This is a genomic window from Haematobacter massiliensis, assembly GCF_000740795.1.
Taxonomy (GTDB): Bacteria; Pseudomonadota; Alphaproteobacteria; order Rhodobacterales; family Rhodobacteraceae; genus Haematobacter; species Haematobacter massiliensis.
In genome coordinates this window covers 1-20,839 of record NZ_JGYG01000010.1, presented here as the reverse complement: position 1 = coordinate 20,839, position 20,839 = coordinate 1, and the positions used below count along the sequence as shown (strand labels likewise).

The 20,839-nt window shown below is 67.1% G+C and carries 14 protein-coding genes and 1 tRNA gene; 3 read left to right on the top strand and 12 right to left on the bottom strand.

The features are described 5' to 3' along the window. Positions 1-20 precede the first annotated feature (20 nt). Together CN97_RS14050 and CN97_RS14045 are read left to right on the top strand one after the other, a co-directional pair. The gene (locus tag CN97_RS14050; protein ID WP_035712725.1) at positions 21-2,510 is read left to right on the top strand and encodes a GcvT family protein; all 2,490 of its coding nucleotides are present in this window, start codon (positions 21-23) and stop codon (positions 2,508-2,510) included. Positions 2,511-2,800: 290 nt separating this feature from the next. Next, positions 2,801-4,009 carry a TCR/Tet family MFS transporter gene (locus CN97_RS14045; RefSeq protein ID WP_242685225.1) on the top strand — a complete coding sequence of 403 codons (1,209 nt, stop codon included), beginning with the start codon at positions 2,801-2,803 and terminating at the stop codon, positions 4,007-4,009. 165 nt (positions 4,010-4,174) lie between these two features. On the opposite strand, the gene typA is transcribed toward CN97_RS14045, so the two are convergent. From typA to CN97_RS20325, 12 genes are all read right to left on the bottom strand, one after another. Then, a complete protein-coding gene (gene typA, locus CN97_RS14040) occupies positions 4,175-5,992 on the bottom strand; it encodes a translational GTPase TypA (RefSeq protein WP_035712724.1) in 1,818 nt (605 codons plus the stop codon). Positions 5,993-6,116: 124 nt separating this feature from the next. Next, positions 6,117-6,212, bottom strand: a tRNA-Sec gene (locus CN97_RS14035). Positions 6,213-6,401: 189 nt separating this feature from the next. Next, positions 6,402-8,324 carry a selenocysteine-specific translation elongation factor gene (selB, locus tag CN97_RS14030; RefSeq protein WP_035712722.1) on the bottom strand — a complete coding sequence of 641 codons (1,923 nt, stop codon included), beginning with the start codon at positions 8,322-8,324 and terminating at the stop codon, positions 6,402-6,404. Next, the gene (gene selA / locus CN97_RS14025; RefSeq protein WP_084684189.1) at positions 8,321-9,694 is read right to left on the bottom strand and encodes an L-seryl-tRNA(Sec) selenium transferase; all 1,374 of its coding nucleotides are present in this window, start codon (positions 9,692-9,694) and stop codon (positions 8,321-8,323) included. Before selA ends, selB begins: the two co-directional genes overlap by 4 nt. Positions 9,695-9,703: 9 nt before the next feature. Beyond that, entirely contained in the window at positions 9,704-10,630 is a 927-nt protein-coding gene (gene fdhE / locus CN97_RS14020; RefSeq protein WP_035712718.1) for a formate dehydrogenase accessory protein FdhE, read from the bottom strand. Positions 10,631-10,670: 40 nt separating this feature from the next. Beyond that, positions 10,671-11,366 (bottom strand): formate dehydrogenase subunit gamma, encoded by a 696-nt coding sequence (locus CN97_RS14015; RefSeq protein WP_035712943.1) that lies wholly within the window; start codon positions 11,364-11,366, stop codon positions 10,671-10,673. Positions 11,367-11,442: 76 nt separating this feature from the next. Continuing rightward, positions 11,443-12,429 carry a formate dehydrogenase subunit beta gene (gene fdxH, locus CN97_RS14010; protein WP_035712717.1) on the bottom strand — a complete coding sequence of 329 codons (987 nt, stop codon included), beginning with the start codon at positions 12,427-12,429 and terminating at the stop codon, positions 11,443-11,445. Then, complete coding sequence (gene fdnG / locus CN97_RS14005) at positions 12,426-15,521, bottom strand: formate dehydrogenase-N subunit alpha (protein WP_088217558.1); 3,096 nt, start codon at positions 15,519-15,521, stop codon at positions 12,426-12,428. Before fdnG ends, fdxH begins: the two co-directional genes overlap by 4 nt. 784 nt (positions 15,522-16,305) lie before the next feature. Then, the gene (locus CN97_RS13995; RefSeq protein ID WP_035712711.1) at positions 16,306-17,289 is read right to left on the bottom strand and encodes an aldo/keto reductase; all 984 of its coding nucleotides are present in this window, start codon (positions 17,287-17,289) and stop codon (positions 16,306-16,308) included. After that, positions 17,286-18,005: a purine-nucleoside phosphorylase gene (deoD, locus tag CN97_RS13990; protein ID WP_035712709.1), complete on the bottom strand. Its 720-nt coding sequence runs from the start codon at positions 18,003-18,005 to the stop codon at positions 17,286-17,288. Before deoD ends, CN97_RS13995 begins: the two co-directional genes overlap by 4 nt. Before the next feature lie 166 nt (positions 18,006-18,171). After that, the gene (locus tag CN97_RS13985; RefSeq protein WP_051911265.1) at positions 18,172-18,816 is read right to left on the bottom strand and encodes an adenosylcobinamide amidohydrolase; all 645 of its coding nucleotides are present in this window, start codon (positions 18,814-18,816) and stop codon (positions 18,172-18,174) included. 38 nt (positions 18,817-18,854) lie between these two features. Next, complete coding sequence (locus CN97_RS20325) at positions 18,855-19,412, bottom strand: hypothetical protein (RefSeq protein ID WP_084684182.1); 558 nt, start codon at positions 19,410-19,412, stop codon at positions 18,855-18,857. Between CN97_RS20325 and CN97_RS13980 the strand changes: the two genes are divergently transcribed. Then, the coding region (locus CN97_RS13980) for an amidase (protein WP_035712708.1) at positions 19,389-20,839 on the top strand (1,451 nt) is incomplete at its 3' end. The two genes, CN97_RS20325 and CN97_RS13980, sit on opposite strands and share 24 nt — an antisense overlap.

Sequence of the window (20,839 nt, the reverse complement as noted above, 5' to 3'; positions counted from 1 at the left end):
TCCTGCACAGGACGCGCATCATGAAGACCCATGTCAGAGCCCTTGTCGTCGGTGGTGGCGCCGTCGGCACAGCCATTGCCTATCACCTCGCCCGCGCGGGATGGGATACCATGCTGCTGGAGCGGGATGAGCTGACGTCCGGCTCCACCTGGCACGCGGCGGGGCTTCTGCCGCTATTCAACATGGGCTACGCGACCAGCCATATCCACGACTACTCTGTCCGCTTCTACAAGACGCTGGAGGAGGAGACGGGCCTGAACCCCGGCTTCGCCATCGTCGGCAACCTCCGCATGGCGCAGACGGAGGCGCGGATGGATGAGTACCGGCTCTATTCCGCGACGGCGGAGGCAGTCGGCATCGAACATGTGTTCCTGACCCCGCAGCAGATCGCGGAGCGTTGGCCGCTGGTCCGCGCCGAGGATCTGAAAGGTGCGCTGTTTCATCCGACGGATGGCTATATCAACCCCGCCGATGTGACACAGGCTATGGCGCGGGGCGCCCGGCTCCACGGCGCCACGATCGAGCGGCGCTGGCAGGTGGATGGCTACCGCTGGACGGGACGGGAATGGATCGTGACCGCGACGAAGATGGTGGAGCGGGGCGGCAACCTCGTCCCCTCGGAGGAGCGGGTGGAGATTACCGCAGAACATGTGGTAACCGCGACGGGCAACCATGCGCAGCGCACGGCGCGGCTTCTGGGCCTCAAAATTCCTGCGATCCCGGTCGAGCATCAGTATATCGTAACGGAGCCTGATCTTGCGCTGGTGGACTGGCGGAGGGCAGGAAACCCGGAACATCCCGTCCTGCGGGATGCGGATGCGAAATGGTATGTCCGGGAGGAGCGCGGGGGCTGGATCCTCGGCCCCTATGAGCGGGGCGCGCCCGCGCGGTTCGCCTATGATGTGCCCGAGAGTTTCCGGGCAGACCTGTTCCCGCTCGCCCTCGACCGGATCGAGGAGGAGTATGCCGCCATGCTCCACCGCATTCCGTCGTCCGAGGCGGCGGGGCTGAAGGACGATTTCAACGGCCCCATCTGCTATACGCCCGACGGCAACCCGCTGGTCGGGCCCGCCCCGGGACTGCGCAACATGTGGCTGGCGGAGGGCTTTTCCTTCGGTATCACGGCGGCGGGCGGAACGGGCCACTACCTCGCGCAGCTGATGACGGCGGGGGAGGCGGAGATCGACATGGCGAGCCTCGATCCCCGCCGGTACGGCGACTGGATGACCACCGAATATGCCGTCCGCAAGAACGAGGAATGCTATGAGCATGTCTTCATTCTCCACCACCCCGACGAGGAGCGGGAGGCGGCCCGTCCGTTGCGCACCGCCCCGGCCTATGATCGCCAGAAGGCGGCAGGTGCGCAGTTCGGCCAGGTCAACGGCTGGGAGCGGCCGAATTACTACGCGCCACCCGGTTTCGACGATCACGCCGCACGCAGCTTCCGGCGCGGCGGCTGGTGGCAATATGCCAGGGCAGAGGCGGAAGCGGTCCGGTCCGCGGCCGGGCTGATCGACGCCAGCGCCTTTGCCAAGCATCTTGTGCGCGGTCCGGGAGCGACGGCGTTTCTCGACTGGTTCACCACCAACCGGCTGCCGAAGGTAGGGCGGATCGGGCTGACCTATGCGCTCACCCCCACGGGCACCGTCCGGTCGGAATATACCATCGTGCGGCTTGCGGAGGATGCCTACTACCTCGTCTCTGCCGGGGCATGGGCGGCCTATGACGGCGACTGGCTGCGCAAATGCGCCGAGGACAGGGCGGCGGAGTTCGGCTGGATCGACATTCACGACATCACGACGCAATGGGGGGTCTTCGCGCTGGCCGGGCCTGCGTCGCGCGACATTCTCAAGGCGCTGATCCGCGACGCGGAGCCGGAAACCGCGCTGTCCAACAAGAGGTTCCCATGGCTTTCCATGCGGGAGGTGGAGCTGGGCATGTGCCCCGTCCGCGCCATCCGGGTGGCCTATACGGGAGAGCTGGGCTGGGAGCTTCACCATCCGATCGAGATGCAGACATACCTGTGGGACAGGCTGATGGAAGCGGGTCAACCGCATGGGCTGAAGCTGGTCGGCGCGCGGGCGCAGAACTGGCTCAGGCAGGAGAAATCCTACCGCGCCTTCGGAACCGAACTCGGCCGCGATGCGACCCCGCTGGAGGCGGGGGTGGAGCGGTTCGTAGACCTGTCCAAGCAGTTTCAAGGACGGGAGGCGATGGAGGCAGCCCCCCTTCGCGCCACCTGCGTCACCCTGCTGATCGACGGGCCGGCGGATGCGGATCCCTGGGGGCGCGAGGCGCTCTGGCGCGACGGACGTGTCGTCGGGCGGCTCACTTCCGGCGGGTGGTCGGTGGCCTTCGGGAAATCCATCGGCATGGGATATGTGGAGCCGGGTCTCGCCATGCCCGGCACGCGGCTGGACGTGCGGATGGGCGGCAAGCTCTGGCCCGCCGAAGTGACGCAGGACAGCCCCTACGACCCGGCGAACGCGCGCATCCGCGCCGACGGCTGAGTGTTCGAGCCCCGCCGGGCAGACGGGGATGGCTGCGGCAGAAGGAGAACCCCGGGACGGGGCGTGAAACCTGACGGGCGGGTATCGCGGCGGCCCCGCGGCTCCGGTGCCTTTCCTATCGGAATAGGCACTGGCTGGTCACATTCCGCGCAAACCCGCCGCAATCGCCCTGCTGACATTTGCTTGTCCCTGCGCCCGCGCATAGAAGCCTGAGGAATCGGTTTCGACCGAACAGGTGGGGCAATTCGGGGACAGGCATGCCGTCGCGCCTTCCGACCATGGTTATTTGCATGACCATCCTGATCGACGCGATCGGGATCGGCCTCATCCTTCCCGTCACGCCCGCGCTGCTGCGCGAGGTGACGCATGAGGGGCTCGCCAATGCCGCGATCTGGGGGGGCGTGCTCGCCGCGCTCTTTGCGGTGATGCAGTTCCTGTTCGGCCCGGTGCTCGGCTCCCTGTCGGATCGCTACGGGCGGAGGCCGGTGCTGCTCGTCTCGCTGCTGGTGGTGGCGCTCGACTACATGCTCATGGCGTTGGCTCATACGCTGACGCTGCTTGTCATCGGGCGGGCAATCGGCGGGTTGGCCTCCGCCACTCACGCAACGGCGGCGGCCTATATGGCCGACGTTTCCCCGCCAGAAGACAAGGCCCGGAACTTCGGCCTCATCAACGCGGCTTTCGGTCTCGGCTTCGTGCTCGGCCCGCTGGCCGGGGCAGGGCTGGCGGAATTCGGCACGCGGGCCCCGTTCTGGGCTGCAGCGGCACTGGCGGCGCTCAATGCAGTGATCGGGTATTTCGTCCTGCCGGAGACGGTGACCGACCGCATCCGCCGCCCCTTCGACATCCGGCGCGCCAACCCGTTCGGGGCCTTTCGCGCCATCGGGCGCCTGCCGGGCCTGCCGCGTTTCCTGATCGTCTATCTGCTCTACTGCATCGCGCTCTTTTCCTATCCGGCGGTCTGGCCCTTCTTCGGCGAGGCGCAGTTCGGCTGGAACAGCCGGATGGTGGGCATCTCCCTCGCCGTTTTCGGTGTCGGCATGGCAGTGGTGCAGGGCTTTCTGATTGCCCCGATGATCCGCCGTTTCGGAGACGGGCGGACCGTCGTCATCGGCATGTGCATTGACGTGGCCTCTTTCGTGGCGCTCGGCTTCATTACCAACGGCGCGCTGGCACTCGCGCTGACGCCGCTGACCGCGCTCGGCGGGGTTGTGGGGCCGGCGCTGACGGCGGTGATGTCCCGCCGGGCGAGCGACGATCAACAGGGGGAGCTTCAGGGCGTGCTGGCCAGTCTCAACGCGCTGAACATGGTGATCTCACCGCTGGTGATGACGCAGGTCTTTGCGCATTTCACCTCCGGGCGGACATCCATTCACCTGCCGGGAGCACCCTTCCTGCTCGCGGCGGTGTTGATGACGGTGTGTATCCTGCTGTTCGTCACGCGGAAGCGGCTGCTGCCCTTGGGCGATCGTGCCCGCCACGGCGGGAGCGCTTCCTAGCCCGGCGCGGTGAGGAGTCCCGGCGCGAGGCCATTCCTTGTCGTTCGGCAGCATCGGAACCCGATGTGGCCCATACCCCCCGCCAATCCCGCTCTTCACCGGAAACCCGCAGGCTCACGCAATGCCCGCGGCAGTAAAAAGCCCCGCCGAGGCGGGGCTTTCCTGTCACTCGTTCCGCGACTGGCGCTTGCGCTCATGCGGGTCGAGGTAGCGTTTCCGCAGGCGGATGATCTTCGGCGTGACCTCCACCAGCTCGTCATCGTCGATATAGGCGATGGACTGCTCGAGGCTCATGGTAACCGGCGTGGTCAGGCGCACAGCCTCATCCGTGCCGGAGGCGCGGACGTTGGTGAGCTTCTTGCCCTTCAGCGGGTTCACCTCAAGGTCATTGTCCCGGCTGTGCTCGCCGATGATCATGCCCTCGTAGACGGCTTCCTGCGCCCCGATGAAGAGCTTGCCGCGCTCCTCCAGGTTCCAGAGCGCATAGGCGACGGAAGTACCGTTCTCCATGGAGATCAGCACGCCCTGACGGCGGCCCTGGATCGCGCCCTTGTAGGGGGCCCAGCTGTGGAAGATGCGGTTGAGCACGCCCGTACCACGCGTATCGGTCAGGAATTCGCCCTGATAGCCGATCAGCCCGCGGGACGGCACATGGGCCACGATCCGCGTCTTGCCTGCTCCCGCAGGACGCATTTCCACCAGATCGCCCTTGCGGGTGCCGGTCAGCTTGTCGATCACCGCGCCGGTATAGTCGTCATCCACGTCGATGATGACTTCCTCGATCGGCTCCAGCCGTTCGCCTCCTTCTTCACGCAGGATGACGCGGGGGCGGGAGATGGAAAGCTCGAAGCCCTCGCGACGCATGTTCTCGATGAGCACGCCCATCTGCAACTCGCCCCGGCCAGAAACGACGAAGCTCTCGCCGCCCGGCGTATCCTCGACCTTGATCGCGACGTTCTGCTCCGCTTCCTTCATCAGCCGCTCGCGGATGACACGGGACTGCACCTTGCTGCCGTCGCGGCCTGCGAGCGGGCTGTCATTGATGCCGAAGGTGACGGAGATCGTCGGCGGGTCGATGGGCTGGGCGGGGAGGGCGGTCTCCACCTCCAGCGCGCAGAGCGTGTCTGCCACCGTGGCCTTGGACATGCCCGCGATCGTCACGATGTCCCCCGCTTCCGCGAGGTCGATCGGCTGTTGCGACAGGCCGCGGAAGGCGAGGATCTTGGAGACGCGGAACTGCTCGATCCGCTCGTTCGTGCGGGACAGCGCCTTGATCGTGTCGCCAGCCTTCAGCGTGCCGGATTCGACCCGGCCCGTGAGGATGCGCCCGATGAACGGGTCGGAGCCCAGCGTGGTGGCCAGCATGCGGAATGGCTCGTCCCGCCGCGCGACCTGCGCGGGGGCGGGCACATGCGCCACGATCAGGTCGAACAGCGCCGACAGATCCTTGCGCGGCCCGTTCAGCCCCATGTCAGCCCAGCCGGCGCGGCCGGAGGCATACATGGTGGGGAAGTCGAGCTGTTCGTCGGTCGCGTCCAGCGCGGCGAACAGGTCGAACACCTCGTTATGCGCCCGGTCGGGTTCGGCGTCGGGTTTGTCCACCTTGTTCAGCACGACGATGGGTTTCAGCCCCAGCGCCAGCGCCTTGGAGGTGACGAATTTCGTCTGCGGCATCGGCCCTTCGGCCGCGTCCACCAGCAGAACGACACCGTCCACCATGTTCAGGATGCGCTCCACCTCGCCGCCGAAGTCGGCGTGGCCAGGCGTGTCCACGATGTTGATGCGGATGCCTTTCCATTCGACGCTCGTCGCCTTGGCGAGAATGGTGATCCCCCGCTCGCGTTCGATGTCGTTCGAGTCCATCGCCCGTTCGGCGACGGCCTGGTTCTCTCGGAAGGCCCCGGATTGTTTGAGAAGCTCGTCCACCAGCGTCGTCTTGCCGTGGTCAACGTGCGCGATGATCGCGATGTTGCGAAGGTCCATGTACATTTCCCGGAAATATCGCGGCGGCATTAACGCTTCCCTGCGGAAAACGCCAGCGCAAAGGACAGGCGCGCGAAATAACGTTGCGCGGCGTGACGCTCAGGTCCGGGCAGATCCGGCTGCGTGGCGGAGGAGAATGGGAGTCGAACCCACCCGGGACAGGCTCGCTGCCCCAACCGGAGTTGAAGTCCGGCCGCCCCACCAGGGACGCTGCTCCTCCCAACGCAATGCAATCAGCGGCTCGCGGGCAATTGCTGGCGAAGTATTATGGTGTGAATTCCCATCTGGCAACATATCCGGCAACGCTGCTGTTGGCATTGAGGCGCTTTAAGGTTCCGCGCGGAGTCCGTTGCGCTTTCCTGACGCACCCTGCGACCCTGCCACGTGTCTGTGGCCGGTAGTTCTCTCGTCAGCTTACGCATCCCGGACTTTGCGGGTCCATCGGCAGCGGCCCGAAAAGATCAAGCCGGTGCGGGTTGATGCGCCGCAGATCTCCCCGCCGCAACGTGACGCCGTGCCGGTCGAAGAAATCGAGGATCTGGATCGCCACCTTCCGGCCGTTGTCCATCCGGTCGCGGAAGGCAGCTGCGGCGAAGCCGTCGGGAGAGGTGGCGGCCACATCGCGCGCGATGGCGACCATTTCGGCCACCGTCTCCCGCGTGAAGAAATGATCATGCGCCACCTGATCGACACGACCCGTCTTCTGCCCAAGTTTCAGGACACGCCGCACTTCCCGCTCATCCAGGCCGAACTGCGCGGCGAGGTCGCGGACCCGGGGCGGACGGAAGCGCGCCGGCCCTGTCAACTCCGGCAGGAAGCGTTCCAGCAGGTCCGCATCCGCGGGATCCAGCCGGATCTCGTGGCCGGGGAGACGCAGGAAGGCGCCGTCCTGTACGATGCGCCCTGCTTCCGCCTCCGTCCGCAGGAAGGCAAGGAACGGCTCCTTCGGCAGCCGGACAGGCAGGGCAAGGCGCAAGCGTTCGCGCCCCATGCCCTGCGCCTCCGGGTTCTCCGCGTGCCAGGCGCCGAGCGTCTCGATCAGCCCGGAAGCAAGCGCCTCCAGCCGTTCGCGACGCATCAGGACGCGCGTCTCGCCGCTGCCGATCGTCGGGGCCTCTACCGCCGCCGGCAGAAGGGCGCGATCCCGAAAGAATGGCTCAGCCGCGACGACGCCCGGCTCCGCCAGCAGCATGGCCGCCAGCGGATCGGCCGCTTCTGCCGCCCGGATGAGCGCCAGCCGCTCCGGTGTGCTCCGTCGGCGTTGCGGGGCCCGCAGGTCGAGAAGCCTGCCCCCACCGATCGTCCGCCGTGCCGACACGTCGCGCAGAATGAAGCTGTCCCCCACCGTCGCCGCCACAGGCCGGTCGAGCACGATCTGGCACAGCCCGGACCCGCCCGGCCGCAACGGGCCATCGAGCGGGATGATCCGCGCGTCAGCCTCCGCCGCGCCGGAGTGGAAGCGGGCCGGAAACCAGGTGCCGAGCGGCTTTGGCTCCTCCCCGAGCACGCGGAGCCGGGCGTCGATGCGTTGGGTCGGCGCGTGCAGGGCGGGGTCGACGAGCATGTCCCCCCGGTGGATCGCGTCGCGGGAGATGCCGTCGCCCGAGATGTTCACCGCACAACGCTGGCCCGCGCGCCCGGCCGTCGCCGCCCGGCTCTGAGCATGAATTCCCCGCACGCGACCGGAAAGGCCGCTGGGGCTGATGGTGACCGTATCTCCCGGCGCCACGCGGCCCGACACGACGGTGCCTGTCACCACCGTTCCCGCGCCGGTGAGGGTGAAGCTGCGGTCCACCGTCATGCGGAACAGCCCGGACTCCGCGCGCATCTGCGTCTCCGCCTCCGCCAGGATGAGCGCATGGCGCAACGTCTCCATCCCCTTGCCGGTCAGGGCGGAAACGGCGAGAATCGGCGCGCCAGCCAGCCCGGTGGGGGCGAGCAGGTTGGTGATCTCCTCCCGCCGGGCCTTCAGCAGCGGCTCCACCACCATGTCGCATTTGCTGATCGCCACAATGCCGCGCCGGATGCCCAGCAGGTCGAGGATCGCGAGATGCTCCCGCGTCTGCGGCATGATCCCGTCATCCGCCGCGATGACGAGCAGGGCCATGTCGATGCCCCCGGCGCCCGCCACCATCGTATGAACGAACCGCTCATGTCCCGGCACATCGACGAAACCCGTGACGCCGGCGCCCAGATCGGCATAGGCGAAGCCGAGGTCGATGGTGATGCCGCGGGCCTTCTCCTCCTTCAGCCGGTCGGTATCGACGCCGGTCAGCGCCCGGACAAGCGCGGTCTTGCCATGGTCGATATGACCCGCCGTGCCGACGATCATCGGAGAGCCGCCATGGCGCCGGTCAATGCCCCGTCTTCCTCAAGACAGCGCAGATCGAGGATCAGCGCCCCATCCGCGATCCGGCCCAGCAAAGGCCGGTCCAGCGCGCGAAGCGCTGCCGCCAGCCGCTCCGGCGCTTTCCCGTCCGGCCCCGTGAGCCGCAACCCCGCGGAGGGCAGCGTCTCGACGGGCAGGGCGCCGGAGCCGATCTGGCTCTCACACCCCGTTACCGCGGCCTGAAACCCCTCAGGCAGAAGGGCGGCGACATCCGGGCACAGCCGCTCCGCCTGCGCCCGGATCTCCGCCTCCCCCCGCCGCAGAAGGCGCAGGGTCGGCAACCGCTCCACCGCGCGGCCCGTGTCGGCATAGAGCCGGAGCGTGGCCGCCAGCGCGGCGATGCGTATCTTGTCGAGCCGGAGCGCGCGTTTCAGCGGGTTGCGATTGATGCGCGCGATCAGGTCGGCCCGCCCGACGATGAACCCCGCCTGCGGCCCGCCCAGCAGCTTGTCGCCCGAGAAGGTGACGATATCCGCGCCTTCCGCCACTGCCTCTCGCACCGTCGGCTCCGGCGGCAGGCCGAGCAGGGCCATGTCGATCAGCGTGCCGGAGCCAAGGTCGTTGACCAGCGGCACCCCCGCCCGGATGGCCAGCGGGGCAAGCTCCGCCGCAGTGACGGAGGCGGTAAACCCCTCGATCCGATAGTTCGAGGGATGCACCTTCAGCACCATGCCCGTCGCCTCGGTGACGGCGCTTTCGTAGTCGCGCAGATGCGTGCGATTGGTGGTGCCCACCTCGCGCAAGCGGACGCCCGCGCTTTCCATGATGTCCGGCATGCGGAAGGCGCCGCCGATCTCGATCAGCTCGCCGCGCGACACCACCGCCTCCCGCCCCGCGCCCAGCGTATTGAGCGTGATGAGCACCGCGGCGGCGTTGTTGTTAACGACAGTCGCATCTTCCGCGCCGGTGAGATCGCAGAGCATCTGCCGCAGATGTGCATCCCGCTCCCCCCGCTTGCCGGTGGCGAGGTCGAGCTCCAGCGCGGCGGGCGCGCGCATCGCCTCCGCCGCGGCCTGAACCGCCTCCTCCGAGAGCAGGGCACGGCCGAGATTGGTGTGCAGGACGGTTCCCGTCAGGTTCAGGACGGGGCGGAGCGCCGACCGCCCCGCCGCGTGGAGCCGGTCGGCAAGCGTGTCCAACAATGCCTCCGGCGCAGGCACCTCGGCGCCGCGGAGTGCCGCGTCCCGCGCTTCGCCCAGCAAGGCGCGCAATGCCTCCGTCACGGGTTGGTGCCCGTGTTCCCCTTGCAAGGCGCGGCCGGTATCGGTGGACAGCAGGCGATCGACGGAGGGCAGGGCCCGCAGCCCGCGCATCTCCATGGCTCAGAACCCCGACAGCAGCGGGTTGAACGCACCCCGACGCCATTCGCTGTCCTGCAGGGCGATGTCGAGACCGAGGCTCGCCACGTCATCCGCCACCGGGTCAAGCGTCGGGTTCAGCGTCTGATACAGGATCTTCACCCAGCGATGGCATTCGTCGCACACCTCCGCCCGGACGGACGCCTTCTCCGCCTTGCCGCCCTCATCCAGAGTGCGGTAGCCGATACCCTTGGTGGAGCCGCAGCATAGGCATTTCACCCGCACCTCGTTCCACGCCGTCGCACAGCTTGCGCAATGGGCATAGCGCGTGTTCTCCGCCCCCGGCGTGCCGACCACGGTGGAGATATTGGGCCGTCCGCCGCAGGCCGGGCAGACGCCGGTGCGGATCGGCACCAGTTCCGTACCATCCAGCGTCGCGGCGAGCCGTGACAGATGCACTTGCACACCAATGGCCACCAGCAGAAGGGGGGCGGCCGCTTCCTCCGGTATCGTCTCCGCCATCACATTCGCGATGAGCCAGCGCCGCGCGTCCGCATCGGCCTCGATCACCGCCTCCAGCGCCACGCGGGCCTGATCGGGCATCTCCACCTCGCGGAGCGCGGTAAGCGTCGCTTCCAGCGTCTCCGCCAGTTCCGGGCTGTCGATGAGAGAGAGCCGGTCGATGGGGGGCATCGCTGCCTGCCGGGCGCGGGCGAATTCCTCGGCGCGCAGCGGCTCCGGGGCGGGCAGGCGCTCGGCAATCTGCGCCTGGACACCGGTCAGAGCGGCGAGAAAGTCGAGGAAAGGCCCCAGATCGCTCGTCTGGGCAAGGAAGGCAAAGCGATCCGCGCGCTTGCGGAACTCCGCCACGGGATCCAGCGGGCGGACGAAAGGCGCAACAGCGATCCCCCCGATGACGGAGGGGTCTGGTTTCAGGCTGGGGTCGGACATTCTACCTCCCGGGCCGGACCGGCCACGGCTTCACATGGGTTTATTCTGCGGGATCGCTCTGCCTGCGTCGAGCCAATTCCTTCAGCCATTTGCGATGGTGCTTCCAGCTCCACCCGCCCGTCACCGTGCCCCGCGTCATGGCCGAGAGGGTGCCGCGCGTCCAGAAAGCCGCATAGACGTGCAGGATGAAGACGCAGATTATGAGAACCGCCGCCACCGCGTGAATGAGCGTCGCGACCCGCCGCACCGGGATGGAGACGAGATGGGCGGTGTATTGCTCCCACATCATCAGCCCGGTGACGATCAGCACCAGGATCAGGCCTGACATCGCCCAGAAGATGAACTTCTGCCCGGCATTGTACTTGCCAAGCTCCGGCAGCTTCTCCTCCTCATCCTTCAGCACATCCTTGAAATGGCTGACCCAGACGGCATCCTCCCGCCGCGGCAGGTTCAGCCGGAAAAGCCGGACGAACAGGATGAAGAAGCTGACGAACAGGACGATGCCGATGATCGGATGTATCCAGCGCGTCGTCTGCCCGCCGCCGAACAGGCCGGTCAGGAAGAACAGCGCAGGGTCGAACAGCGCCAGCCCCGACAGCAGCAGAAGGATCAGCGACAGGGCGGTGATCCAGTGGTTCACGCGGGTGACGGGCCCGTAGCGCCGGACCTCCACCGGGGGGCCGACCTCCTCAATCCGGTCGCCCGATTGCGAATAGACGCGCCTTGCCCTTCTCATCGCCAAACCTCCCCCGCCGGCATCGCGCGGTCCGAAGCGCCGGTGATCGCGCAGCGGCACCTGAAGCGCGGCACGCTCATTCCCGCTTCTCCGGTTCGGCAGATGTCGCACCGGTTCTCACCAGCCGCTCCGCCTCCGCCTCATCCTCCGGATGGACCTTGTTCGCCTTGCCGAACAGGCCGTGCAGGGCCGCACCCGCCGCAGCCAGCCCCATGACGGCAAGGCCGGCGGTCTTGGCCGGGCCTTTCCAGCCGCTGACCACCGGAGATATCTGCGGATCCTCCGGCAGGTTGGAGTAGATGGAGGGTTGGTCGGCATGGTGAAGCACATACATCACATGCGTTCCCCCCACGCCCTGCGGATCGTAGAGGCCCGCATTGTCGTAACCGCGGGATTTCAGATCCTCGATCCGTTCCTCCGCATGGGCGACCATATCCTCCTTCGTTCCGAAGACGATGGCCTGCGTCGGGCAGGCCTTGGCGCAGGCCGGGCCCTGTCCCACCGCCACGCGGTCCGAACACAGCGTGCATTTGTAGGAGCGGTGGTCGGTCTTGGAGATCCGCGGGATGTTGAACGGGCACCCTGTGACGCAGTAGCCGCAGCCGATGCAGTTGTCGTGGATGAAGTCCACGATCCCGTTGGAATACTGGACGATCGCGCCGGGGGCCGGGCAGGCCTTCAGGCAGCCCGGATCCTCGCAATGCATGCAGCCGTCCTTGCGGATCAGCCATTCCAGCTCATTCGTCGCGGGGTTCTCCCACTCCGTGAAGCGCATGAGCGTGAACATCTCGGGTGTCAGGTCATGCGGGTTCTCGTAGTGGCCCGTGTTCTCCTCGATCTCCGGGTGGGTGTCGTTCCACTCCGCGCAGGCGGACTGGCAGGCCTTGCAGCCGATGCATTTCGACACGTCGATGAGCTTGGCCACCGGCGTAAGCTGGCGTGTCGGCGGCGGCAGGTCGGAGGCTGGCGTGGCCGAGCGGCGGATCACGTCGCCCGCACCGAGGTTTGCTTCCATCGGCTGGACCGGCGGGTTGGAGACGGCGGTTCTCGGACTGTCGGTCATGCCACGGGTCTCCCATCCACCGGAGCGGTCGAGGGTTCGATATTGACGAGGAACGCCTTGAACTCCGGCGTCTCGACATTCGCATCCCCCACGAAGGGCGTCAGCGAGTTCGGGCCGAAGCCCTTGCGCGCCGCGCCGGTGAAGCCCCAATGCAGCGGTATGCCGACCACATGCACGGTCTTGCCGTCGCAGATCAGGGGCTTGATCCGCTTGGTTACCAGCGCCTTCGCCTTCACCTCACCCCGTTTGGACCAGACCCTCACCCAGCCTCCCGCGCGGATGCCGCGTTCGTCGGCAAGCTGCTGGGAGATTTCCACGAAGAACTGGGGCTGCAACGCCGCATTGATCGGGTTGTGCTTGGTCCAGTAATGGAAGTGCTCCGTCAGCCGGTAGGAGGTCGCGACGAAGGGGAACTCGTCCGACGTGCCGAAGCTTGCCACGTCATTCTCGAACACCCGCGCCACGGGATTGCCCCGCATCCGCGCGTTGAACACGTTCGGGATCGGGGATTCGAACGGCTCCATATGCGTGGGAAACGGCCCGTCCCGCATCATCCCGCGGGAGAACAGCCGCGCCGAACCTTCGGGGTTCATGATGAAAGGCCCCACGACCGAGGGATCGGACGTGACGCCGATATCGGGCACGTCGTAGCCCGACCATTTCGCCCCGTCCCATGCGATGAGCTTGCGCGTGGGATCCCAGGGCTTGCCCTGCAGATCGGCGGAGGCGCGGTTGTAAAGCGTCCGCCGGTTCAGCGGCCAGGCGAAGGACCAGTTCAGATAGGTGCCCGTCGCATCCGGATCGGAGTTGTCGCGCCGGGCCATGTTGTTGCCCTGCTCGTTCCAGCAGCCGGAATAGATCCAGCAGGCCGACGAGGTGGACCCGTCATCGCGGAGCTGGCTGAAGTTCAGCACCTGCTGCCCCGCCCGGACGAGAACCTTGGTCGGATCGGTCGGATCGGCGAGATCCGACAACGCCCGCCCGTTCAGCTCGCGCGCCAGTTCCTCCGCCGTCGGTTCCCCCGGATCGGCATAGCGCCAGTCGAGGTTCAGGATCGGCTCCGGCAGGACGCCGCCCTCCGCCCGGTAGAGGTCCCGGATGCGGGTGTAGATCTGCGCCATGATCCAGGTGTCGTGCTTGGCCTGTCCGGGGGGTTGCTGCGCCGGCCAGTGCCATTGCAGCCAGCGCCCGGAATTGGTGAGCGAGCCTTCGTCCTCCGCGAAGCAGGAGGTCGGGAGCTGGATCACCTCCGTCTGGATCTCTGCTGTATTCACGTCATTGAAATCGCCGTGGTTTTCCCAGAACCGTGCCGTCTCCGTCTCCAGCGGGTCCATGGTCACGAGCAGCTTGAGCTTTGAGAGAGCCGATGTCGTCTTGCCGCGGTTGGGGAAGGCGAGGATCGGGTTGAACCCCTGGCAGAAGTAGATGTTCACGCGCCCTTCGTTCATCAGCTCGAACATCCGAAGGATATCGTAGGAGGGCACGTCGAGCTTCGTCAGCCAGTGGTAGCCCCAGTCGTTCTGTGCCGTCGCCGCATCGCCATACATGGCTTTCATGAGGCTCACGAAGAACTTCCGGTAGTTCTGCCAGTAGCTCGTCTGTCCCGGGCGGAGCGGTTTGAAGCCACGCGTGGACATGTAGGTGGCGAAATCGACTTCCTTCTCCGTCGGCATGTTCAGATAGCCCGGCAGCAGATGGGACATCAGCCCCACATCCGTCAGACCCTGAATGTTGGAATGTCCACGAAGCGCGTTCATGCCCCCGCCGCGTACCCCGATATTGCCGAGGACCAACTGCAGCATCGCCATGCCGCGGATGTTCTGCGACCCCTTGGCATGTTGCGTCCAGCCAAGCGCATACATCGACGTCATGGTCTTGGTCGGAGAAGAGCACTCGCCGATCATTTCCGCGATGTGAAGGAACCGCTCCTTCGGCGTGCCGCAGATCCGCTCCACCATCTCCGGGGTGTAGGGTTCCACATGCGCCTTGAGCAGCTGCCAGACGGAGCGCGGATGCTGAAGCGTCGGATCGGTCAGCGCGAAGCCGTCATCCCCGATCTGATAGTCCCAGCTTGCCCGGTCGTAATCCCGCTTCTCTTCGTCATAGCCGGTGAACAGGCCGTCGGACCAGCCGAACTCCTCCTTCACCAGATAGGCGGAGTTGGTGAAGTTGCGGACATATTCCCACTGCACCTTGTCGTTCTCGATGCACCAGCGGATCAGCCCCATCAGGAAGGCGATGTCGCTGCCCGGCCGGATCGGTGCGTAATAGTCCGACACGGAGGCCGTGCGGGTATAGCGCGGATCGACGACGATCAGCTTGGCGCCACGATGCGCCTTGGCTTCGGTCACCCATTTGAAGCCGCAGGGATGCGCTTCAGCGGCGTTGCCGCCCATGACGATCACGAGGTCGGTATTGCGGATGTCCGTCCAGGAGTTGGTCATCGCGCCACGGCCGAATGTTGGGCCCAAACTGGACACCGTGGGGCCGTGTCAGACGCGTGCCTGGTTGTCGAATCCTGCAATGCCCAGACCCTTGACGACTTTCAGCGTCGTCCAGGCGGTTTCGTTCGTGGTGGCGGAAGCGGCGAGGAAGCCGGTCGTCGTCCAACGGTTGACCGGGGTGCCCACATCGTTTGTGAGGACCATATTCGCGTCGCGGTCATCCTTCATCGCGCGGGCGATGCGGTCGAGCGCCTCGTTCCAGCTGATCGGCTCGAACCGGTCGGAGCCGGGGCGGCGGATCTTCGGCTCGGTCAGGCGGGTCGGCGCCTTGACGATGTCCTTGAGTGCCGCGCCCTTCGGGCAGAGCGTGCCGCGGTTGGTCGGGTGGTCGGCGTCGCCCTCGATATGGATGACTTCGGATGCCTCGCCCTTGCGGACATCACCCTTCGCATAGATCAGGATGCCGCAGGCGACCGAGCAATAGGTGCAGGTATTGCGCACCTCCGTCAGCGTGGCGAGCTTGAAGGGTCGCACATGCGCCCTCACTGCCGCCTCCGCTTCTCCGAAGCCCAATGCTCCGAGAGAGGTTGCCGCTACACCCGCGCCCGCCAGCTTCAAAAAGCCCCGGCGCGAGAGGTCGAGGTTCATGAGGTCCTCCTCCTCTGCCTGTCCTTAAGATGGGTAAGGCAAGGATGGAGTGGCCCATGTGGGCTGTCAAGGAAAAGGCAGAAAGAGCGAGGGTTTGTGATGCGACACAAAAGCGCGGCTCGCGCCCTGCGTAATGCGCGCGGAGCCTGGGGTCATGCGGAGGCGTCTCCTGCGCATCGGCAGCGCGGCCCCGCGCGCGGAGCGGGAGCACCGGTGGAAGGCGCGGCTAGAGCGCCAGCTAAGCTGCGGCCTCCCGCCGGAGCGGGAGCACTTCCCTGTCCAGGGACGATCAACGAGCGTTTGGCCGCGTGCATGGGGAAGGGAGCAGCAGGCGGAGACAACGGCGGCGACCTCAAGCCCGGTTTCCGTCGAGCGGTTCCAACGGCATCGATTTCAGGCGGATTTACGCTGCCTAATGCTGTCCGGGAAAGCATCGTTGCGCCCGCGCCAACGGCCCTGACGCACCAAGCCGTAATTCGTGAAGATGCTCCCCGCACGGATCATCCCAAGCGGGCCCTTATGACGAGCAACGGGATGCGGACCTCACCCGGGCACAAGGCTTGCCGTCGCGGCCTCAGCCTGCTTGGCGATCAGGCAAGGGATCTTTTCCGCGGGCACGGCTTGGCATCGCGCCCCCGATTTCCTTGATCGGAGAGGTTCTATGGAGGCACGCGCCCGATGACTGTTCAGGCCCGACGATGCCGAACCACCATTCGCCAGCCCGATCCCGGTAGCCGCTAACCTGCGAACTCCCGGTCAGCGCACCTCCGTCAGCCGGGGCCTTTCAGCCGTAGACCGGTACGCCCTTGTGCTGTGCTTCGGAGTATCGCGGGCCATGCGCGAAACCCGGCGGCATCAGCCGGGCGATCTCACGCCGATCCTCCTCCGTGAACGTGATCGCGGCTGCCGCAGCAAGCTCCCGCAGATGCGCGGGTGAGCGTGTGCCGGGAATGGAAAGGATATGCGGCGCACGGTCCAGCGTCCAGGCGACAGCGGCGGCCGGGACCGTCCAGCCGCGCGCATGGCAGTAGCTGCGGAAGCCCTCCACCCAGAGGAGGTTGGCGCTCCAGTTCGGCTCCTGGAAGCGGGGGTTGCTGCGCCGGAAATCCGTCTCCGCAAAGCGGGCAGGGTCGGGCGGCGTCTCGGCGAAGATGCCCCGCCCGAGCGGGGAGAACGCCACGAAGGCCACGCCGAGCTCCTCCGTCGCCTGCAGCATTCCCAGCTCTGGCAGCCGCGTCCAGAGCGAGTACTCGTTCTGGATCGCCGCTACCGGATGGGCGGCATGGGCGCGGCGAAGCGTGGCGGGAGCGATCTCCGAAAAGCCGATCCCGCCGATCTTGCCTTCGTCAACGAAGCGGGAGAGGGTGCCCGCAACCTCCTCCACCGGTACCTCGGCATCATGGCGATGCGCGTAGTACACGGTGATCCGCTCAACACCCAGGCGTTTGAGTGATTTATCAAGAGCATCTCGGAAGTAACTGGTAGAATTATTGAAATGCCGTGTAGGCTTTGGAACGATTCCGCCTTTCGTGGCGATATGGAACGTTGCCTTCCGGTCCGCCATATAGGTGCCGATCACCTCCTCCGACACGCCCATGCCGTAAAGCTCTGCGGTGTCGAGAAAGTCGATGCCGAGGTCACGGGCTTCGTCCAGGCAGCGGAAGCTCTCCTCCCGATCGGTGGCACCGTAAAACCCGGCAAAGCTCATGCAGCCAAGCCCGATGGCGGAGACCTCTGGCCCGTTCCGGCCCAGCTTGCGGCGGATCATCGCGCATCCTCCCCGGTGAAAGCCGCTGTCAGCGCCACTTCCACCATGTCGCCGAAGCTCTTCTCCCGGTCGGCGGCGGGCAGCGCCTCCTTGCGGAGCAGGTGATCGGATATGGTCAGTACGGCAAGCGCCCGCACCCCGTAGCGCGCGGCAAGCGTGTAGAGTTCCGCCGTCTCCATCTCGACGCAGAGGATGCCGTGACGGGTCATCTGCTCGTTGAGGTCGGGGCGCTCGTCGTAGAATACATCCGCCGAATAGATGCCGCCCGCATGGGTGGGCAGACCGCGCGCGCTTGCCGCCTGCCATGCCGCGTGCAGAAGACCCCAGTCCGGCGTGGGCGCATAGTTCAGCTCCCGGAAGATGCCGCGCGACGGGGTGGACAGGCTGGAGGCGGAGAGGGCCAGCACCAGATCCCGCAGCTTTACCCGTTCCTGCATCGCGCCGGCGGAACCGATGCGGATCAGCGTTTTCGCGCCATAGTCCCGGATCAGCTCGTTCGCATAGATGGAGAGTGACGGCATCCCCATGCCCGATCCCTGAATGGTGACCGGATGCCCCTGCCATGTGCCGGTGTAGCCCAGCATGCCGCGGACGTCATTGACGAGCCGGGGGCTCTCCAGAAAGCTTTCGGCGGCCCAGCGGGCCCGGTAGGGGTCGCCGGGAAGCAGAACGGTTTCGGCGATGTCTCCGGGCGCGGCGCCGATGTGAATGGTCATGTGGATTTCCGTTCGGGGGAGGCTGTCGCCCCTGTCTAGCATGGCAAAGGGGCCTCTCCGCAACCCGGTTGCTGCAACCGGCCGACACGGGCGAGTGGGTGACAGGCCTATCGTCACCTTGCCGCCGGGGGTCGCGGGGGGCGTCCCCCGCGCTGCCGAAGGCAGTCTAGGACAGCGCCATCCAGTCCGCGATGGCCGCCGCCGTGGCCTCCATCACCACGCGACCCAGAACCTCGCCCACGGGCGTATGCAGCCCCGCATGTCGTGTCTCTCCCGGATCGGCGGCGAGCGCGATGCAATCCGTTCCGGTCCCGGTTGCGGTTCCGGTGAGAAGGGTCAGGCCCGCTTCCAGCACCGCGGCGGTCCTCGCTTGCGTTGCGATGGAGAGCGCCTCCACCATCGCGCCCTCGGTCAACCCCTCAGACACCGCGACGGCGATGTTGATCGTGCCATAACCGGATGTCTCTGAGTCTGGCGCGGGCCGCCTGCGCCCCACGCGCTCGGCGTTCGAGAGACCGGCGGTGACCACCGCCTGGGCACGGATACCCTCCACGTCCGCTGCAGCCTCGCGCCAGGTGCCGATGTCGCGGGAGGTGAGCAACCCCACCGCCTCCGCGTCTCCCCGCCGGGCGAGTTCCGCAGCGAACCAGCGCCCGGTATCCAGATCGGCTGTCAGATCCGCGTCCCGCACCTCCCGCCAAAGGATATGGCGCGCCTCCACGAAGCCCGGCCGGTTCAGCGACCAGCTCAACACCCTGCGCATCCGGCCAAGGTCGCAGCGCAGCCATGGCCGGGCGAGGGATACGGTCATCAGACCTGGACCTGTGGCGGGACTGGGATGGGAAGCGGTCATGGCATGGGGAAGACAGACGGAAACCGGCAGGAGGATGCTGGCGCCGGGGATAACGGGGGCGGCGCCGCTGTCAAGCGGGCGTAGAGGACTTGCACCGCCGCGGCCGCTCCGTCACCTTCGCGGCAGAGCGGCAGAGCGGCAGAGCGGCAGAGCGGCAGAGCGGCAGAGCGGCAGAGCGGCAGAGCGGCAGAGCGGCAGAGCGGCAGAGCGGCAGAGCGGCAGAGCGGCAGAGCGGCAGAGCGGCAGAGCGGCAGAGCGGCAGAGCGGCAGAGCGGCAGAGCGGCAGAGCGGCAGAGCGGCAGAGCGGCAGAGCGGCAGAGCGGCAGAGCGGCAGAGCGGCAGAGCGGCAGAGCGGCAGAGCGGCAGAGCGGCAGAGCGGCAGAGCGGCAGAGCGGCAGAGCGGCAGAGCGGCAGAGCGGCAGAGCGGCAGAGCGGCAGAGCGGCAGAGCGGCAGAGCGGCAGAGCGGCAGAGCGGCAGAGCGGCAGAGCGGCAGAGCGGCAGAGCGGCAGAGCGGCAGAGGAGGGGCGGGATGTTTGCGGAATATGAGGATCATGACGCGGTGAGCCTTGCCGGACTTGTCGCGCGGAAAGACGTTTCGGCGGAGGAGTTGCTGGACGCCGCGCTCGCACGGGTTGAGGCGCTGAACCCGCTCCTGAACGCGGTGACGCTCGTGCAGGAGGAAACGGCGCGGCGGTCGATCCGCGCCGGCCTGCCCTCCGGGCCTTTCGCAGGCGTGCCCTTCCTGCTGAAGGATCTGGGCGCGGAGGCGGCGGATTTCCCGACCCATCTCGGCTCCCGGCTGCATCGAGACACGCACTACGAGTACGATTCGGAAATCTACCTGCGGCTCAGGCGAACCGGCCTCGTCACCTTCGGGCGCACGACCGTGCCGGAAGGGGCGATAGGTGCGGCGACGGAGGCGGCGGTCTATGACGGGCCGACGCGGAACCCGTGGAGCCTCGACCATACGCCGGGGGGATCCTCGGGCGGTGCGGCGGCGGCTGTCGCGGCGGGGATCGTACCTGCCGCCCATGGCTCCGACGGCGGGGGGTCGGTGCGCATCCCCGCCTCCTCCTGCGGTCTGTTCGGCTTCAAGGCGACGCGGGCGCGGCTGCCCGATGGTCCCGCCTCCGGCGAGGCCTGGGGCGGGATGGCCATCGACGGTTTTCTGACGCGGACGGTGCGGGATACGGCGCTGCTGCTTGACGCCTGCGAAGGGCCGGATCTCGGTGCCCCTTATTTCCCGCCGCCGCTGGGCGCGGGCTACCGCGACGCCATCGCCCGCCCGCCGGATCGGCTCCGTATCGCGCTCTGCGATACCACGCTGACGGGCGCGCCCATCCACCCGGAGGCCCGTGCCGCCGTGCAGGACGCCGCGCAGCTGCTCACCGATCTGGGGCATCACGTGGAGCCGGCGCTGCCGCGCGCCGATACGCCCGCGATGATGGAAGCATGGACGCGGATCGTCGCCTGCGGCACCGCGCTCTCCATCCGCCAGACCGTCGCCGCCCGTCGCCGCCCGCTGGAACCCGACGAGGTGGAAGGCGTGAGCCGCGGCGCCATGACCTTCGCCGCCACCCTCACCGGGGAGGACTATCTCGAGGCGCTGGAAACCGTCCACGCCTATGGGCGGCAGATGGCGCGGTTCTTCCTCGACTGGGACATCCTGCTTACCCCGACGCTGGCGGAGCCGCCCGCGCGGATCGGACGCTTCTCCCATGCGACGGAGGATTACGTGGCCTACCGCACCGGGCCGGACGGCATCTTCGCCTATTCGCCTTTCACCGTCTCTTTCAACGCCTCCGGCCAGCCCGCGGCTTCCGTGCCGCTCTACTGGACGCCGGAAGGGCTTCCGATCGGGGTGCAACTCGCGGCGGCCTTCGGGGAGGACGAGCGGCTGATCTGCCTCTGCGCGGAACTGGAAACCGCCCGCCCGTGGTTCAACCGCCGCCCGCCCGTCACATTCGCCGGGATCGCATC

Coding starts and splice junctions, on each gene's coding strand:
- CN97_RS14050 (WP_035712725.1), top strand. CDS start 21: ATGAAGACCCATGTCAGAGCCCTTGTCGTCGGTGGTGGCGCCGTCGGC.
- CN97_RS14045 (WP_242685225.1), top strand. CDS start 2,801: ATGACCATCCTGATCGACGCGATCGGGATCGGCCTCATCCTTCCCGTC.
- typA (WP_035712724.1), bottom strand. CDS start 5,992: ATGGACCTTCGCAACATCGCGATCATCGCGCACGTTGACCACGGCAAG.
- selB (WP_035712722.1), bottom strand. CDS start 8,324: ATGATCGTCGGCACGGCGGGTCATATCGACCATGGCAAGACCGCGCTT.
- selA (WP_084684189.1), bottom strand. CDS start 9,694: ATGCGCGGGCTGCGGGCCCTGCCCTCCGTCGATCGCCTGCTGTCCACC.
- fdhE (WP_035712718.1), bottom strand. CDS start 10,630: ATGTCCGACCCCAGCCTGAAACCAGACCCCTCCGTCATCGGGGGGATC.
- CN97_RS14015 (WP_035712943.1), bottom strand. CDS start 11,366: ATGAGAAGGGCAAGGCGCGTCTATTCGCAATCGGGCGACCGGATTGAG.
- fdxH (WP_035712717.1), bottom strand. CDS start 12,429: ATGACCGACAGTCCGAGAACCGCCGTCTCCAACCCGCCGGTCCAGCCG.
- CN97_RS13995 (WP_035712711.1), bottom strand. CDS start 17,289: ATGATCCGCCGCAAGCTGGGCCGGAACGGGCCAGAGGTCTCCGCCATC.
- deoD (WP_035712709.1), bottom strand. CDS start 18,005: ATGACCATTCACATCGGCGCCGCGCCCGGAGACATCGCCGAAACCGTT.
- CN97_RS13985 (WP_051911265.1), bottom strand. CDS start 18,816: ATGACCGTATCCCTCGCCCGGCCATGGCTGCGCTGCGACCTTGGCCGG.
- CN97_RS20325 (WP_084684182.1), bottom strand. CDS start 19,412: ATGATCCTCATATTCCGCAAACATCCCGCCCCTCCTCTGCCGCTCTGC.